Annotated in this window: 16 protein-coding genes and 1 tRNA gene; 7 read left to right on the forward strand and 10 right to left on the reverse strand. The window is 29.7% G+C overall.

Going from position 1 to position 18,064, the window contains the following annotated elements:
* From AC1XJX_RS12920 to AC1XJX_RS12940, 5 genes are all read right to left on the reverse strand, one after another.
* Nucleotides 1-363: cupin domain-containing protein (locus AC1XJX_RS12920; RefSeq protein WP_482004404.1), on the reverse strand; the 363-nt coding region annotated here is incomplete at its 3' end.
* A gap of 23 nt (nt 364-386) precedes the next feature.
* Nucleotides 387-2,648 carry an alginate lyase family protein gene (locus tag AC1XJX_RS12925; protein ID WP_482004405.1) on the reverse strand — a complete coding sequence of 754 codons (2,262 nt, stop codon included), beginning with the start codon at nt 2,646-2,648 and terminating at the stop codon, nt 387-389.
* Nucleotides 2,649-2,946: 298 nt separating this feature from the next.
* The gene (locus AC1XJX_RS12930; protein WP_482004418.1) at nt 2,947-5,178 is read right to left on the reverse strand and encodes a heparinase II/III family protein; all 2,232 of its coding nucleotides are present in this window, start codon (nt 5,176-5,178) and stop codon (nt 2,947-2,949) included.
* Between the two features lie 26 nt (nt 5,179-5,204).
* Nucleotides 5,205-7,514 carry a chondroitinase-B domain-containing protein gene (locus tag AC1XJX_RS12935; RefSeq protein WP_482004406.1) on the reverse strand — a complete coding sequence of 770 codons (2,310 nt, stop codon included), beginning with the start codon at nt 7,512-7,514 and terminating at the stop codon, nt 5,205-5,207.
* An 89-nt stretch (nt 7,515-7,603) separates the two neighbouring features.
* Nucleotides 7,604-8,590: a T9SS type A sorting domain-containing protein gene (locus AC1XJX_RS12940; protein ID WP_482004407.1), complete on the reverse strand. Its 987-nt coding sequence runs from the start codon at nt 8,588-8,590 to the stop codon at nt 7,604-7,606.
* A 169-nt stretch (nt 8,591-8,759) separates the two neighbouring features.
* Between AC1XJX_RS12940 and AC1XJX_RS12945 the strand changes: the two genes are divergently transcribed.
* Nucleotides 8,760-9,485: a ribonuclease activity regulator RraA gene (locus tag AC1XJX_RS12945; RefSeq protein WP_482004408.1), complete on the forward strand. Its 726-nt coding sequence runs from the start codon at nt 8,760-8,762 to the stop codon at nt 9,483-9,485.
* 61 nt (nt 9,486-9,546) lie between these two features.
* Here the strand turns inward: AC1XJX_RS12945 and murA are convergent, their stop codons facing one another.
* The 3 genes from murA to AC1XJX_RS12960 all read right to left on the reverse strand — a co-directional run bounded on the left by murA (nt 9,547) and on the right by AC1XJX_RS12960 (nt 11,873).
* On the reverse strand, nt 9,547-10,857 hold the full coding sequence (gene murA / locus AC1XJX_RS12950) for a UDP-N-acetylglucosamine 1-carboxyvinyltransferase (RefSeq protein WP_482004409.1): 1,311 nt from the start codon (nt 10,855-10,857) through the stop codon (nt 9,547-9,549).
* Nucleotides 10,858-10,863: 6 nt separating this feature from the next.
* A complete protein-coding gene (locus AC1XJX_RS12955) occupies nt 10,864-11,511 on the reverse strand; it encodes a DUF4290 domain-containing protein (protein ID WP_482004419.1) in 648 nt (215 codons plus the stop codon).
* A 68-nt stretch (nt 11,512-11,579) separates the two neighbouring features.
* Nucleotides 11,580-11,873: a DUF493 domain-containing protein gene (locus AC1XJX_RS12960; protein ID WP_482004410.1), complete on the reverse strand. Its 294-nt coding sequence runs from the start codon at nt 11,871-11,873 to the stop codon at nt 11,580-11,582.
* Nucleotides 11,874-11,961: 88 nt separating this feature from the next.
* Here AC1XJX_RS12960 and AC1XJX_RS12965 point away from each other — a divergent pair, with 88 nt between their 5' ends.
* The 5 genes from AC1XJX_RS12965 (at nt 11,962) to AC1XJX_RS12985 (ending at nt 16,570) form a co-directional block, all read left to right on the forward strand.
* On the forward strand, nt 11,962-12,501 hold the full coding sequence (locus AC1XJX_RS12965; protein ID WP_482004411.1) for an AAA family ATPase: 540 nt from the start codon (nt 11,962-11,964) through the stop codon (nt 12,499-12,501).
* Nucleotides 12,502-14,406 carry a RecQ family ATP-dependent DNA helicase gene (locus AC1XJX_RS12970; RefSeq protein ID WP_482004412.1) on the forward strand — a complete coding sequence of 635 codons (1,905 nt, stop codon included), beginning with the start codon at nt 12,502-12,504 and terminating at the stop codon, nt 14,404-14,406. It abuts the gene before it with no gap.
* Between the two features lie 66 nt (nt 14,407-14,472).
* Nucleotides 14,473-15,420: a methionyl-tRNA formyltransferase gene (gene fmt / locus AC1XJX_RS12975; RefSeq protein ID WP_482004413.1), complete on the forward strand. Its 948-nt coding sequence runs from the start codon at nt 14,473-14,475 to the stop codon at nt 15,418-15,420.
* Nucleotides 15,421-15,614: 194 nt separating this feature from the next.
* Nucleotides 15,615-15,887, forward strand: a complete 273-nt coding sequence (locus tag AC1XJX_RS12980) for an HU family DNA-binding protein (RefSeq protein WP_482004414.1) — start codon at nt 15,615-15,617, stop codon at nt 15,885-15,887.
* A 122-nt stretch (nt 15,888-16,009) separates the two neighbouring features.
* Nucleotides 16,010-16,570: a YqgE/AlgH family protein gene (locus AC1XJX_RS12985; protein ID WP_482004415.1), complete on the forward strand. Its 561-nt coding sequence runs from the start codon at nt 16,010-16,012 to the stop codon at nt 16,568-16,570.
* On the opposite strand, the gene AC1XJX_RS12990 is transcribed toward AC1XJX_RS12985, so the two are convergent.
* The gene (locus AC1XJX_RS12990) at nt 16,567-17,409 is read right to left on the reverse strand and encodes an aminotransferase class IV (RefSeq protein WP_482004416.1); all 843 of its coding nucleotides are present in this window, start codon (nt 17,407-17,409) and stop codon (nt 16,567-16,569) included. The genes AC1XJX_RS12985 and AC1XJX_RS12990 overlap by 4 nt on opposite strands.
* Nucleotides 17,410-17,464: 55 nt before the next feature.
* A complete protein-coding gene (locus tag AC1XJX_RS12995; RefSeq protein WP_482004417.1) occupies nt 17,465-17,857 on the reverse strand; it encodes an START-like domain-containing protein in 393 nt (130 codons plus the stop codon).
* A 130-nt stretch (nt 17,858-17,987) separates the two neighbouring features.
* On the opposite strand from AC1XJX_RS12995, the gene AC1XJX_RS13000 reads away from it, so the two are divergent.
* Nucleotides 17,988-18,061 (forward strand) — tRNA-Met (locus AC1XJX_RS13000).
* Nucleotides 18,062-18,064: the final 3 nt, after the last annotated feature.

An 18,064-nucleotide genomic window follows, 5' to 3' on the forward strand; every position in this document is an offset into this window, starting at 1 on the left:
TCCAAAATATGACACCTTGCCCCCACTTAAAAAATCTTCTCTTACAGGACTAAATGTGTCTATTAACATGCCTTCTTCCAAACAAACTGCACTATGCAATAAATTAGGCTCGATATAAACACCATCGCCTGCTTCTACAATTTTCTTTTCTCCATTAATTTCAAATTCAAATTTACCTGAAACACAATAGGTAGCTTGCGTATGAAAATGTTGATGAGGTGCTCCTAATGCACCTTTTTCAAATTTAACTTTTACCATCATGATTTGATTATCAAAACCTAAGAACTTTCTTGAGACTCCTCCACCTAGTTCTTCCCATTCCATTTCTTTTGTAATAATGTATTTCTCACTAAATCGTTTCATGTTTTCTTTAATTTATATAGTTATTACTTAAAATAATAAGCACCAATCCAATGGTAATTATTATCTCTAATTTTTAAGTTATGTTGTGCCTCTTTTGAGGCGTTAGCATTAGAGGTGATAAATAGTTTCGTTTTTTCATTGATGTGTGTAATTTCAATAGCAGTATAATCTTCTTCATCATAAACCACTTTTAATACTTTGATACTACTATTTGAATTATCTGCAGATTCAGTGACTGGACTATAACTACCATGGGTTTCTATTACTGAAACAAATGATGTGTTTTTCTTGTTCTTTCTTCTGAGTATTAAAGCAGGATCTCTGCGTAAATTAAATACGGGATCGTTAGCTCCAATTCTTGTAAACAGTATTTCATCTGAATTACTAGTTGTAGTTGTTAAAGTGAAGAACTTATTATTGTTGAACCAGGAAAATTTAGAATTATCACTTTTTGCTTGAGAAGACCCCTCTACAAACAAATGCTGATAGCCATTTTTTGTTCCTAAAGGTTTTAAAATATTAGGTATATTATACTCAAAGTTAGTTTGTATTACTTGTCCGAAATAATAAAAAGGAAAATCATATTGATTAATTGAAGCTGAAGTCAACTTCATAATATCTAATAAATATGGTTTTTCAAAATCTTCATCTTTAATGACAGCCATTGTTCGTAGCATTTTTGTTCCGGGGTATGCATTTTCATCTTTAGCACTTGCAACTTGAACATTTTTATTTACAACAGAAAAATAGTTTAGTATTGAATGATGTTGACTTCCTATCTCGAATTTGGCATCAAAATGAGAGGTTTCATTCTGTGTAATGGTATTGTGAGCTATAGTTTGTTTTGCCCAAGTTTTGTTTTCTTTTAAATAGTTTCCTCCACCTTTTTGTTCCATATTTACAAAACGAGCTAAACCATAATCTTGAATAACTTCCTCACCATTTTCATATAATGAATACGACAATTTATCAAAATGTCCATGACTTGAACCTTGCGCTGTATATTTAAAAACTAGTTCTATATCTTCATTTCTTAAAATAGCTACTCCACCTTCCTTACCGTTTGGACCATCTCTTAAATTAATAGATTTTCTTTCGAATGGTTTAGATTTTCCTGCTTTGATACCTAGTGCTACGGCTAAACCAGAATCATCTAATAAAACTTGATCTTGCTTTTCTGCTACACTCAATAATCCAGAATCTTGTTTACCATAATGATATGAAATATCTACTGCTGTCACTAATGCATTATTATAGTAAGACATCCCTTTTTGTCCATCATTAAGTGGAAAAAAATCACCATTAGCATCAGACAGATTTAACAAGGCATTTATAGACTTTAAAAGCACACCATTTTTGTATTCAAAAATCTTTAATTCTGGTTTTATATTATGCAATCCTACAGCAAAAATTAAAAAAGGATACATGGCATAACGTTGGTAATACGGTCCTTCGTTATAATAACCGTCTGGTGAAAACGGTTCTTCTATATTAGCTAAAAAACCAGCTTTTCCATCTTTATTGATAAATCCGCCATCATTATCTTTAGCATTGGGGTCTAATATGATGTCTTTAATTCCGTATAAAGCACGATTAATTAACTCGTTATCATCCATTACTAAACCAATCATTCCTACTGCTGCATTTCCCCAGGTACTATGATTGTGTACTCGTTGATAGAATTGCGGACTATGAATTGAAATATGATCTGCAAATGGTCTGAATAAATTTGTTTCAAGTTTGTAACGTTCTTCTTCCGTTAAATAATTGTAGATACAATCGTAAGCTTGACTCACGTAAACCAACCAATTAGAATCATTTAAACATTGCCAGAATAATTTACCTCTTGCATAAGAACGTGTTTTTGGATGTAGTGGCAAGGTTTTGTAAAGAACTTCGTACTGCATTAACATGTCTTTGACGTACTTTGCATATTTTTCATCATCTAAAATTTGATATAGTAGACCTGCTTTTTGTAATACAAACCAGTTTTGTTTATGTCTAACATGCGTGTAACCTCCTGAATAATCTTTTGGAATTGGCACTTCTATTCCTGCTTCAATTTCAGCATCAATTTCTTCTTTAACTTTTTCTAAAGTATTATCAAAAATTGGAATTTTACCTAATTGCGCTCTTATATCCTTGACACCTTGAGCCGTTAGAATTAGCTTTGGATGTTCTGATTGAGAAGTGGCTTCTATTTTAACATTAGCTTCCTCTTTGCATGACAGCAACATGCCTATTAGTATAAATATTATTGAAGATAATTTAAGAATTTTATTCATTCTAATATTTTAGAAATATTTTTTGGTTAACCAATCTGGTTGACCAAATATACAACAATCATTTAATTATAAAAACTTGATTGAACATTACAAGTTAAAATACTTAAACAGAGAACTTAAAAAAAACACAATAATTGAACATTAAACTTACTCGCTACAACTATCATAGAGATTAAACTAACTTTTTCTGGAGTATAACAAGGACAAAAATATCTTGACAAACTCTAAAACAATAGATATAATTCTTATTAAAAATGAAATTTTTAATAAGATTTATATTATTTGTATTATTTTCAATTTAATTTTTTATGGTATAAAAAATTTCGTTTCCAGGAAATAAAGTAAACTTTTCAATTTCGCCATGATTAAAAATATCAATATTTAAAGTCTGATCATTTATTGATTGAATGGTTATTATTTTATTTTCTAATTTTATAAAAACATCAGCAACTTCAGAAAATAAAATTTTAGTGTTTTTAAACTCTAATTTTTTAACTGAAAAAAATAATGAAAGGCTGTCTTTTGATAAGGTAGTAGATTCTTTACTTTCAATTTTCCATTCAGAATTATTTATTTCCCAACCTTTTAAGTTAGGATTGATTTTATCTTCTTCTATTTTATTATCGTACTTACTAAATGGAAAAATGGCAGTTATAAAATTGAAATTATTTTTATTGTTTTTTGATACTACTGCCCATTCTTTTCCTCTGGTTCCAGATATTGAAATTGAATCAACTGAAATTAGTTGATAAATATCACTCCCTGAACCATCACTAAATGTTGATCGTAATAAGTTTGGTGTTTTATCTTTGGTATAATGTCCTTGCCAAATTTGCTTATAAGTCCGTGGTTTGTCAGATTCAAAATTATCTTTTACAATCCAAAAATCATTTTTCAAAAAAATTACTTGTCTTGTATATCTAACATTAAGGTTTTCAAAACCATTATGAGTGCCAATGAAAACATCTAAATTCTTGTTGCTATTCCAAACTATTGTTTTAGGTTTTGGCAAGTTTTTAAATTTCCCAAATCCACTACCTCCTTGGTTTGATGTATATTGTTTCCCTTGTAACTCATTATCAACTATTGCTACATTTTTAACCATTGAATTTTTGAAAAATTCATAGTCTTTTAATGAATACCTAACTTGGTAGTTTGGTAAAATTACTTGACCATTAGCCATAGCTTGAATGCCTAACATATCACCATGTTGATGGTCTGGTTTATCTTTATCAAGCCCATTAGAAATAACCATCATCTTGTCTGATGGGTTCCAACCTTCACGCATTATGAAATATCCTGTTTCTGGAAATATTATAGATTCAAAATTTGGTGCTTTTATTTTAATGTAATCAAGTAATTTTAATTGAGAATCACTTACATACCAATATATTTTTGGATCTACAAAGTTATTTGCAAAATATCCCATTTCTGGATCTTCAAAAAGTAAGTATCCCAAAGTTAAAGTACCAGAAATATCATTTTTTTCAGCCCAAGGTGTATCTGTATCATCAGAAAGTACAGGAGCAGATTTATCTGGAAAAGCAATTTTTGTTAGGGTTTTAAATAATGATTTCAATTTTTGCTCCCAAAAATCAGTCACTTTTAAATTACTGTTTTTAGCTAACTGATATACATAATAATAATTATCAATATCACTCATATGATAATGAACAGTTCGTTCAAACTGAAAGCCATCCTCATTTATTTCTTTAGCTAAATGCGCCTCTAACATACTCATTGAACGTTCATACCATTTATCTGTTCCTTGAAAATCTCTGAATAAAATAGATAGGATAGCCAAAGCCGACATACCTCTTGTTTGATGATTACCGGGCACAAATTCGGCATTTGTTTCAAAAAGGTTTTCACCGTGCTGTAACAAGGTAGCAATAGTTACAAGTTGGTCCTCATCTGAATAAGCTTTCTCAATCAAAAACATATTGTGAATATTAAGCCAATTTAAAATACGATATCCTGATCTGAATGATTCGTAAACACCATTGCCATTTTCAATCGATTCATAATTACCAGTAATTAAAGCAGTATTTAAAGATCGTAATTGGTTTTCAAAATAATTTAAATAATCAACATTCTTATTTTGGTAATGGTATAAAAAAGCAATATCTACCATTTTATGTTGGCGAGCTAAATGCCTAAAAGCATAGGCATTTAATGGTTCACCATTTTGATAATTAAAAGGAAGTTTCCAAGTCGTATTTTCTATGAATTTTGATAAATGATCTAAAGCTCTTAAGTTATGAGCGTTTTCTGCTTCTGGAAAAATACTTTTATAGTTTTCAAATCGTTTTTCAAAGTTTTTCCAATCGTAAAAATAACGTTCAGAAAATTTATCTCGAAAATACGCTGCAAGTTTAGCTTTAGAATTTTCGTTAAAACCCTCAATATATTTTTTGATTTCTGGTTTTAAATAATAGATTAAATTTTCAGTTTCAATAATTGTATTTGAAGGTAGGCTTTGTGAATAATAGCTTTGAAAAAAAACTAAAAAAAATAACCAATAAAAAATTCTTCAACCTTTTCATTAGCTTTAGATTAATACATTAACTGCAATTTTAAGTTCTGAACTACTTCAATTTTTCCAGAATTAACAATAATATTTTCTCCAGGTTCTTGCCCTTTTTCACCCCACAAAATAGCAATTCGTTTTACTAGGTTATTTTGAAACGTATTGTTGGAAAATTCAACATTTACAATGCCTCTATTTTTTATTAAAATATGATCGTTTTCAAATTCACCAGAGTTAGTAATATTATTGTTTTTAAGTACTAAATTTCCGCCTATGGTTGATTCATCATAACCACCACGATAATAATCTAAAATTGTTTCACCAATAGAATCAAACGTATTGTTTGTAAACAAAACAAACTCCGAATTATAATCTCCTTTATCATTAGTTTCTTTATTTAAAATAAAACCTCTTTCACAATTTTTAATAATAGAATTAGCAATCGAAATTGTATCTGCAAACGATCCTTTTGAGACTTCTAAAACACTTTTAAAATCATTAATTTGGACATTATTTAAAAATAAATTATAAGCCTTAGACATGTTTTTATCTAACGTTGTAAAAGCGTTTTGGGTTTTATTTCCATTTAGTAAAATATCATCTAAATGCAAATTACCTTTTGGAAGCATTTGAAATGCTGTTTTATCAGAAGTGAATTCTAATGATGCTTTATTTGTTGATTTTTTTGATTTAATTGTAATATCCTTATCAATATCTATAGAAACATTAAAGGCATAAGTTCCACTTTCTAATGACAGAATATCTCCAGATTTAGCTTGCTTTATTGAATTAATAAATTCTTCAGAAGAACTAACATTAAAAGTCTGAGGCACTATTTTCTCTTTTTCTGGATTAAACCAATTAGTACCGTATTTTGATTTATTAATTAAACGTGCATTTTTAATTATAGGGTTAACAAAAGCACCAATACTATTATTTTCTTCTGTTCTTTGTGTTCCAAAAAAATCAGTAGTTATCGTTTCAAAATCAAAGCCTGCAAAGGTTATATTAATATTTTCTGAAGGAAAAAATAAATCGTTTGATAGGTTAATAAACTTAAAATCTTTAGTTATTAATCCATCTGTTTTAATATAACTTTTGTTTTCATTATTAATCATGTTATTTTCAAAAATAACACCATCAACCTTATCATAATTTACAATTGGATTTTCGTCTGCTATTTCATTATAAATAAAATTATTAGCTACAACAACGCGTTCAGGGCGCGCAGAACGGATTTCACTAGCCGGCAAAACATCACTTTGACTTACGTTAGAGCCTACGCTAAGCTGCCATGGCGATTTACAATTTACATATGTGTTATAAGCAACCACAACATCTGTAACTTGATTATAACGGTTTTGAGGTGATTTTGGAATACCATTCATAACCGCTAATGGTGCTCTGAATATTTCTCCTTTTAATTTGTAGAAATAGTTATTCGTAATCCAATGACCTGTATTAATTACACGCAATCCACCAATAAATTTAGAGTTATCATTACCTATAAAAACATTACCATCTATTTTAGCGTAGTTGCCATGACGCAAAACCAAAGAGCCTTCACTTTCAAAAAACACATTATTTGTAAATTCGTTAAAGTTAGATTTACTCGAAATAATTTCAACTTCACCATTACAACGCTCAAAAAAATTATTTGATACGTTAACATAGGCAGGGGTCATTGATGTTTCACTGTCTCCAATTTGTAAAGTTTCTCCATGAGGACCTCCTTTTCTGGGTCTTGGTCCAAAATGATTATTAACTATTTTATGATAGGTATATATATTCTCATTCCCTTCTAATCTTACCATCACTGTTGGTCCGAAATTAGATTTTCCTGTTATATAACAATTACTTAACTCATTGTTTCTTCCCCAAAATTCTATCCAATGGTCGCTCACATCCCGATCTGGTTGGGTAAACTCTTCAATAACACATTGTGTTACTTTACAATGATTAGCTATGGAATCATTACTAATTTTAAATTGAATCACATTTTTTAAAGGCGTATGTCCGTTTTTAAAATGTAAACCACTTACCTCTAAATAACTTCCTCCAATTTTTAAATTTGAAGCGCCTACAATAAATACGCTTCCGGGAGTTTCAGCCTTTAAAGTAATGGGGGCTTCTTTGGTCCCTTTTCCGTAAAACTTAATTTCTACATTTTCCCAAATACCATTGGCTAAAACAATCTCTTTGCCTGGAAGCAATACATTATTTAAGACTTTATTTAATTCTTCTATATTTTTAACTACAATAGCTAAATCTTTCTGTTCTTTTTCACAAGAAAAACATAAAACCACCACACATAACATGTAAAAAAACTTATTCATACTATTATTCTAAATAATTTATAAAAAGATAAAAAAAAGAAAGTCTTTTAAAACAAAAGACTTTCTCGAACTAAACTATAAATAAATAATTATTCAACAACTATTTTTTTAACAAAGCTTTTTTCATCAGCATTTACCTTTAATAAATAAACACCAGAACTTAAATTTGATATATTTAATCTATCATTTTCTAAGCTTGTTTCTGAAATTAATTTTTCACCTAATAAATTAAATATTTCAATTGATGACAATTGAATTTCTTTAGACTCAATTTGAATATAATCATTTGCTGGATTTGGGAATATTCTAAATTTATTAGCTAAAATATCTTCTAAAGAAGCAGTAGCTGCTGGAACAAGTGAAAAATTATCATAAAATACTTCTGTAGCATCATCAACAGAATTTAATGATCTTACATAAACTACAACGAAAGTATTTGTAGCAGTAAATGTAAATGAAGTCGTGATAAATACGTTTGCTTCTATTGAACCATCATAATCTGTTGTTATTGTTGTAAATCCATCTACACTTGTATCAGAACCTCCATTAGTGTTTAAACCTGCTTCATCAGAAATTTCAGTATTTAACATATATACTTCTGAAGGCGTTCCCATTGCTTCAGAACGTGAGTCAACAGAAAATGTATAATTATTACCAATTGTTAATCCAATTACTTTCTGATACAAACGGCGAGAACTACCTGTAATAACAGGATCTCCATCGTCATATAATTTCACACCTCTTGTTCCTCCAGCACCACTGGCTGTAGAACCTGGTTGTTCATCTAAAGAACCTGCAGACCCTAAATAAAAAACTTCTAACCAATCTTCTAAAGCATCATTATCCCAAACAACTTGATAAGGGCTGGTAACTGTAGCACCAGAATTGTCTACAATTGTATTATTAGGTGTCATATCATATGCATCTGCATTATCACTTGTGGTATTGGTCCAATCATCACAAGTACCATTTTGCATTAGATTTTGACTCCATCCATAACTAAAAAATAGGCAAAATGCCAAAAGCATGTAAAATACTTTATAATTGTTTTTTGTAAAAAGTAATTTTGTTTTCATAATTTAAGTTTAAAGTTTATTAATAATTAAAGTTGAATAACATTACTTAGGCTAATGTTAAATATTTGAGTATTTTTGTTTGGTTCACCAAATTGGTTTACCAGATTGGTTTTCCAAAAATAAACATATTTTAATACTATCCAAATTATTTTTTACAAAAACATTGGTTATGAATAAATTATCGGATGAATTAAGGGAAAAACTTAAGAAAATAAGTACAGCAACTATAGCAACATGTCTTTACAAAAAAGGATTGAGGAATCAATTTATTCAAGATGTATATCCAGTAGGGAATTTTAATAAAAATATGGTAGGTGAAGCCTTTACTTTACGATATATCCCAGCAAGAGAAGATTTAAATCCTGTTAGTGTTTTTCAAAATCCAAAGCATCCACAACGTGTTGCTATTGAAACTTGCCCTGTAGGTTCTGTTTTAGTGATTGACAGCAGGAAAAATGCAAGGGCAGCATCAGCTGGATCGATTTTAGTAACTAGATTAATGAAACGTGGAGCAGCAGGAATTGTGACTGATGGTAGTTTTAGAGACTCCGAAGAAATTGGAAATTTAGACTTTCCTTCCTATCATCAAAAAGCTTCAGCTCCAACAAACTTAACGCTTCATCAAGCTTTAGATATTAATGTACCTATTGGTTGTGGAGATGTAGCCATTTTTCCTGGTGATATAGTAGTTGGGGATAAAGATGGTATTATGGTTATACCACAAGAAATTATAAATGAAGTCGTTTTAGAATGTGAAAAAATGACAAAGTTTGAAGATTTTGTATTAGAAGAAATCAATAATGGTGCTTCGATAACAGGACTTTACCCACCCACTAGTGAATCGACGCTTATAAAATTTGAAGCTTGGAAAAAAACCAAAAAATATTTAGAATAACAATTTGAAATCTAACAATTTAAATTGTTAGATTTCAAATTGTTAGATTTCAAATTGTTATTCAATCTATTCTTTCAATTTTTGCACCAATAGCGCGTAAACGCTCATCAATATTTTCGTAACCTCTATCTATTTGCTCTATATTTTGAATTGTAGAAGTACCTTTAGCAGATAATGCTGCTATAAGTAACGATACACCAGCTCTAATATCTGGCGAAGTCATAGTAGTTGCTTTTAAGGTTGATTTATAATCATGACCTATTACGGTGGCTCTATGCGGATCGCACAAAATAATTTTCGCTCCCATATCAATTAACTTATCAACAAAGAATAAGCGACTCTCAAACATTTTTTGATGTATTAATACACTGCCTCTAGCTTGAGTAGCTACTACTAAAATAATACTCAATAAATCTGGTGTAAAACCTGGCCAAGGTGCATCAGAGATTGTTAATATAGAACCATCAATAAAACTTTGAATTTCATAGCCATCAGTATGCGCAGGAATATGAATATCGTCTCCACGTTTTTCAACCGTAATTCCTAATTTTCTAAATACATTTGGGATAACTCCTAAGTCATTCCAAGATACATTGGTTATGGTTAATTCACTTTTTGTCATTGCAGCTAAACCAATCCAACTACCTATTTCAATCATATCAGGTAACATAGTATGGTCTGTTCCTCCTAAACTCTCAACACCATCAATAATTAACATATTAGAACCAACACCACTAATTTTGGCTCCCATTCTATTTAGCATTTTACATAATTGTTGTAAGTAAGGTTCGCAAGCTGCGTTGTAAATTGTGGTTTGTCCTTCAGCTAAAACGGCAGCCATAACAATATTGGCAGTTCCCGTAACTGAAGCTTCTTCAAGAAGCATGTATGTACCTTTTAACCTATCGGCTTCAACGCCATAAAATTGATCTTCTCTGTTATACCTAAATTTTGCACCAAGATTTATTAAGCCTTCAAAATGCGTATCTAAACGTCTGCGTCCTATTTTATCGCCGCCTGGTTTAGGAATATATCCTTTACCAAAACGAGCTAACAAAGGACCAACTATCATAATTGAACCCCGTAAACCGCGTCCATCTACTTTAAATTCATCTGATTCTAAATACTTTAAATTAACTTCGTCTGCTTGAAAAGTAAATGTCCCTTTTGATATTTTATCAATTTTTACTCCTAACTTTTTAAGCAAGCTTATTAGCTTATTGACATCAACAATATCTGGGATATTATTTATAGTAATCTTCTCTGGTGTTAATAAAACAGCACATAATATTTGTAATGCTTCGTTTTTAGCTCCTTGTGGCTGAATACTCCCTTTTAGTTGATGACCACCTTCAATTTTAAATGTTCCCATGCTGGTTTAGTAGCGTTTTCTTTGGTGATTAGTCTTTTTGTGTTGTCCTCCTTTTTTATTATTTGTGTTTGAATACTTTGTTTTAGTTCGCATCAAACTTGTAGAATCAGATAAATCTTCTTCAGAATTTTTTAAATTTATTTTACCATCAGAAAGTTCAAATAAATGTTGATAAATAACACCATCTTCGACTGTATCCTTATTCCAATTTAAAAAACACTTTTTCATGTGATTCGCAATTGTGAATTTTAGTGCTTCTTTTAAATCGCCATCTTCCCATGTATTTGCTACATCAATCATGGTTTTTATATTGTTCCCATAAAAACGATACTTTGGAAAATTTTGTGGATATCTTAAAGGTTCTGGACGTTCTTCTAAAAGTTCTTTGGTTGGTTTTTCGTAAGGAGAATCTACATCCAACTCAAAATTAGCCATAATAAAAAGTTGATCCCAAAGTTTATGCTGAAAATCTGGAACATCACGTAAATGAGGTTGCATATTTCCCATAACTGCAATAATGCCTTTAGCTACTTTATTGCGTTCTTCTTTGGTTTCTAATGTTTTAGCATGATTAATCATTTTTTGCATATGACGTCCGTATTCGGGTATGATTAAATGTTCACGCTCTGTGTTGTATTCTAAATTATCTATAATCAAAATAAATGTGTAGAGTTATTATTAATGCAGGTAGTTGTTCTGCTTGCGCAAAATACAAAAAAAAATTAAAGACTAATGACGCCTTCTACTTTTTCTGCTACTTCTTTATATTTTTCAATTACAGCATCAGGATTCCGCATTAATAAATTTATAGAAATACTTGTGTATTTTCCTTTTTTAGATTCTACTGTATTAATGATAGCACCCATATTATCAAAAATAGCCTCTAATATTGCTATTTTTTCTGCACTAGATTTAATAATAAATTTATATAAATACTCTGCTGGCCAAGTATTAGTATCGTGTAATTGATTTTTTAATTTTTCGTAAAATTCGTCTGAATTTGGAGGTGTACTCATAGTCTTTTTTTCTCCTGCAAATATAGAGTTTTGTTTCTATTTTTTTTATAGCAGTTAAATTCCGATTTTTACAGTAAATATTACACCATTGAGCACAAAAAAAATTGTAATAACCGGAGGTCCTGGCACAGGAAAATCTACTTTAATAAATGAATTAATTAACAGAGGCTACACTTGCCTTGAAGAAATTTCAAGACAAGTAACCATAGATGCAAAAAAAAATGGTGTAGATCAATTATTTTTAACCAACCCATTGTCATTTAGCGAACTACTGTTAAAAGGACGCCAAAAGCAATTTATTGAAGCAGAAATGTTTGGAAATGAAACTGTTTTTTTTGATAGAGGTATTCCTGATGTTCTAGCTTATATGGATTTTATTGGTGATACTTACCCCGAGCGTTTTAAAGACGCTTGTGAAAATTCAAATTACGATATGGTATTTATTTTAAAACCATGGGAAGCAATTTATACAATTGATAATGAGCGCTATGAAAGTTTTGAACAAGCTATAAAAATACACGATAACTTAGTAAACACCTATAAAAATTACAATTACACCCTTGTTGACGTTCCTTTTGATACCGTTGAAAAACGTACAAATTTTATTCTTAAAGTTTTAGGAATGTAAATGGAACAACCAATAAACATATTAGAACGATACTGGAATTTCACCAAGTTTAGACCCGAACAGGAAGCTATAATAAATGCGATAGTTAATGGAGATGACACCTTTGTTTTACTACCTACTGGTGGTGGAAAATCGCTCTGTTTTCAAATTCCAGCACTTATTAAAGAAGGTATTTGTATTGTCATTTCACCTTTAATTGCTTTAATGAAAGATCAAGTCCAGCAATTAAACCTTAAAGGCATTAAAGCAATGGCCATAACCAGTGGCATTAGTTATAACCAATTAGATACGCTATTAGATAATTGTATTTATGGAAATTATAAATTCCTATACTTATCTCCAGAGCGCCTACAACAAGAATTAGTTCAAGATCGAATTAAGCAAATGAATGTAAATTTAATTGTTGTAGATGAAGCGCATTGTATTTCTCAATGGGGTAGCGACTTTAGACCCGCATTTAAAAACATCACTTTATTGCGGCAATTACAACCAACTGTAAATGTTGTTGCACTTACAGCTTCTGCTAAACCTGAAGTTGTAAAAGATATTATTAAAGAGCTCGATTTTATTCAACCAAAAATATTTAAACAATCCTTTTCAAGACCTAATCTAGCATACATGGTTTTTCATGAAAATGATAAATACTATCGACTTGAAACCATACTAAAAAAACATACAGCTTCATCTATCATTTATGTTCGAAACAGAAAAATGACATTAGAAGTAAGTGCTTTTTTAAAATCGAAAAATATAACTTCGACTTATTATCATGGTGGCCTTTCAAACATTGAAAAAGACAGCAATATGAATGCTTGGATTAATAACCAAAAGCAGGTTATGGTTGCTACAAACGCCTTTGGAATGGGTATTGATAAACCAGATGTAAAAACCGTTATTCATTTAAATTTACCTGAGAGTATAGAAAGTTATTTTCAAGAAGCAGGGAGAGTTGGTAGAAATGGAGAAAAAGCTTTTGCTGTTATTTTAAAAAATAATAGTGATGAAGTGTTGGTTAAAAATCAATTTTTAAACGTTTTACCAACAGTAGAATTCGTAAAACAAGTGTATAGAAAACTAAGTAATTATTTCCAAATACCTTATGGTGAAGGCGTATATCTAACTTTTGATTTTGATTTTAACACCTTTTGTAAAAGGTATAATTTTAGTACTATATTAACTTATAATGCTTTACTTATACTAGACAGAAATAGCATAATTACACTGTCAAAACAATTCAAAAATAACATAACGATTCAATTTATTATTTTGAATAATGCGCTATTTCATTATTTAGAAACACATCAGGATTTAAATATCGTAGTAAAATCAATTTTAAGAATGTATGGAGGTATTTTTGATCATACTACTAAGGTTGATTTAGCTAAAATTGCTGAAAAAGCATCCATTAACGAAAAGAAATTAGTAAACACTTTACAACAATTAGAACGTGATGGTATTATTGAATTAAATCTTGCAAAAACAGATGCTCAAGTAACTTTTATAGAGCCCCGAGAAGATGATAAAACCATCAATAGAATTGCTACTATTATAGAACAACAAAATAAATTAAAACAAACCCAAGTTAAAGCTATACTTGATTATATAGAAAATAATTCGGTATGTAAAAATATACAACTCCTCACCTACTTTGGTGAGAAGGATACTAAACCATGTGGTGTTTGTTCGGTTTGTATCAATTCCAATAAAAAGGATACTACTTTTGATATCAAAACTTTAAAAAATAAGGTTATAGAATTATTAGAAAATGGCGACAAATCATCTAGAGAAATCATTAACAATTTAAACTGCTCTGAAACCGAATTAAAAACGGTTTTAAAGCTACTTTTAGAGTATGAAATAATAAAAATAACATCAAGTAACACTTATAAACTTAGCCATTTATAAAACGTTTTAATTAAAATTATTAAAAGCGTATAATATTTGACTTTATTTAAAAATATAAATGAACAAATGAAAGATTTAAAAATTGTATTTATGGGCACTCCAGATTTTGCTGTTGCCACTCTAAAAACATTAGTAGAAAACAATTGTAATATAGTTGGTGTTATAACTGCACCTGATAAACCTGCGGGAAGAGGGCGCAAAATTAATGTAAGTGCTGTTAAAGTATATGCAAAGTCAAAAGGGTTAACCATTTTACAACCAACAAATCTGAAAAACGAAGATTTTTTAAATGAATTAGAAAAACTAAATGCTAACCTTCAAATAGTAGTTGCTTTTAGAATGTTACCAAAAGTAGTTTGGCAGATGCCAAAATATGGAACTTTTAATTTACATGCATCATTGTTACCTAATTATCGTGGTGCTGCTCCAATCAATTGGGCAATTATAAATGGTGAAATAAAAACTGGGGTTTCTACTTTTTTTATAGATGAAAAAATTGATACTGGTAATATGATTCTTCAAGATGAAATAAATATTGATCAGAACGAAAATGCAGGAATTCTTCATGACAAATTAATGGCTATTGGAAGCCAGTTGGTTTTAAAAACGGTAGATTTAATTAGTAAAGGAATTATAACTACAACTCCTCAAAAAGAAACAGAACCTACTAAAACTGCATATAAATTAGATAAAGACAATACAAAAATCAATTGGTCCGATTCTATAGATAATATATACAATTTGATTAGAGGTTTAAGTCCCTATCCCTCTGCTTGGTGTACAATAGTTAATGGTGAAGATTATTTAGATGTGAAAATTTATGAAGTTGAAAAAGAGAATAAAAGTCATTTATTAGAAAGCGGTACTATCATTTCTACAAAAAAAGAATTAAAAATAGCAGTTGCAAAAGGATATATTGTTATTAAAAAAATGAAGCTTCCAGGAAAACGAGCTATGGATATAGTTTCGCTTTTAAATGGCTATAAATTTGAAACAAATGCAAAAATGGTGTAAAGCCTTGTTCTCACTGATATTTTTAAATAATCGACAAAATACGATTCCTTTATTAACAAATGGATTAAGTTATCAACAATACAACGCATTTGCCTTGCTATTACTTGCATGATTACATAATCCGTATAAATTTGTAAAGGATATAACAAAAATGTTTAACCAATTAAATTAATTAATTTTTAAATTTTAATATTATGAACAAAACAGATTTAATCGATGCAATGGCAGAACATGCAGGAATTACTAAAGCTGCTGCAAAAAAAGCTTTAGAATGTGCTTTAATAGAAATTGAAGGAGCTTTACAAAAAGGTAATAGAGTTTCTTTAGTAGGATTTGGATCTTGGTCAGTATCTAAAAGAGCTGCAAGAGAAGGAAGAAATCCTCAAACTGGTGCAACAATCAAAATTAAAGCTAAAAAAGTTGTTAAGTTTAAAGCTGGATCTGATTTATCAAATGCAGTAAACTAATTATTTTTATAAAATAATAAAGAAAATGCCTTCATAAAATGAAGGCTTTTTTTTATAAATACCATCAAAACAGTTGTATTTTAAATAAATAAACATTAGATTTAGTTATAAATAACTCAAATATGGTTACTACAAAACCCAAAAAAGGAGATTTATTAATTGCTAAACCAGCAATAATTGGTGATGTTTCTTTCAATCGTTCCATAGTATTATTAGCAGATCACTCCAACGAAGGCTCTATAGGCTTTATACTTAACAAACCACTTAATTACACTATAAACGATTTAATCCCTGAACTGGAAGCTACTTTTAAGGTTTATAATGGTGGACCAGTAGAGCAGGATAATCTTTATTTTATTCATAAAATACCACAATTAATTCCTGATAGTATTGAAATTTCTTTAGGAATTTATTGGGGTGGTGATTTTACAAAGGTTGCTGAACTTATTAAAAATGAAACTATTCAAGAAAATGATATTCGTTTTTTTCTTGGTTATTCTGGATGGGAATCTGCCCAACTAGAAAATGAATTAAAATCAAGTTCTTGGGTAGTAACAGAAAATATTTACAAGAAGCATATCATAGAAAAAGATTATGAAACTTTCTGGAAAGAAAAAATGCTTGAATTTGGTGGTGAATTTAGTATTTGGTCAAACGCTCCAGAAAACCCAAGTTATAACTAACTTATTCGCAATTTTATATTTAGCTTTTTTAGTATCATTTTTGAAACTTCATTCCCATAACTTTTTTTTCTGTATTTACTTATAGGTTGAATACCTGCAATTACATTTGTTAAAAACATTTCATCTGCTTTTTGAAGTTCAAAGGGTGAAATTGATTCTTCAATTAATTGAAATTCAGGCAAAGATTTTATAATATGAACTATTTGAGCACGCATAATGCCTTTTAAGCAACCATCTGATATAGGAGCTGTTTTTATAACATGATCCTTAACTAAAAAAACATTTCCATTAAGAGCTTCAACTACATTTTTATTAGTGTTTAGAAGCAAGCAATTATTCAAATTATTCTCTTTAGCATAAATACTGCCTACTACATTAATAGCCTTATTATTTGTTTTTAGCGTCGAAAGTAAACTTGGAGATATGTAATGATCTTTGTATAAATCAACCTCATAAAAATCTTCACTAATACTATAAAAATCATTTAGTATATGATTTACTGAGATAATAAAACTAATATTATTTGTATCCGGAGTATACAGTCCTCCTTCATTTCTATAAACAGTTATTTTAACTCTAGCTGAAGCATTAAGTAATTGATTCGCATCTACTGTTTTTTTAATTTGCTCTTCTAAAAATTCCATAGTAAAATTCATAGGGATTTCCATACGCATAATACGCATTGAGGCCATCAACCTAAAATAATGGTCTTCCAAAAAAAGGATATTACCAAAACTCACTTTTATAGTTTCAAAAAGTGCATCGCCGTAAGCAATCCCTCTACAATGAACTGATAAAATATTATTTTCTCTTATAAGTGTTTCGTTAAAATTTATCATAAAAAATCCCGCAATATTAAAAGCGGGACAAAGATAATTTAAATATAATTTATAATTAGGCCGAACCTAAAACTTGTTTTAAACTAGAAATTTGATTTTCCCATAACATCTTAGATTCATCTACTTCATCTTCTTCAGCAAAATCTGTAACAATTAATGAGACATCTTTGGTGATTTCATCAACTTGAATTTTTATTTCAAAAAAATAAGTTTGACCATCTTCTTCATCTTCAAGCCAACGGAATTTAACGCGCTCACCACTTTTTTTATTTATTAATTTTGCTTTTTCCTCACTATCATCCCAAATAAAAGTAAATAGTTCACCACGAGAATTTACATTATCTGAAAACCATTCAGATAAACCAGATGGAGTTGATATATATTGATATAACAATTGAGGCGATGCTTGTATTGGAAATTCAATATCAAATTTAATTTTATCGTCCATAAGTACTTTTAAAATTTATATTGCCAATATATACATTAATTGATAAGTATAGCAATAAATTTTAATAATATTTTACGCAACTTCTGTTTGGTTACAATAATATTGTTTTTATATTTGCAGCCTTAAATTAGGCGAGGTAGCTCAGTTGGTTAGAGCGTCGGATTCATAACCCGGAGGTCGGGGGATCGTGCCCCCCTCTCGCTACAA

This window comes from Flaviramulus sp. (assembly GCF_982512915.1).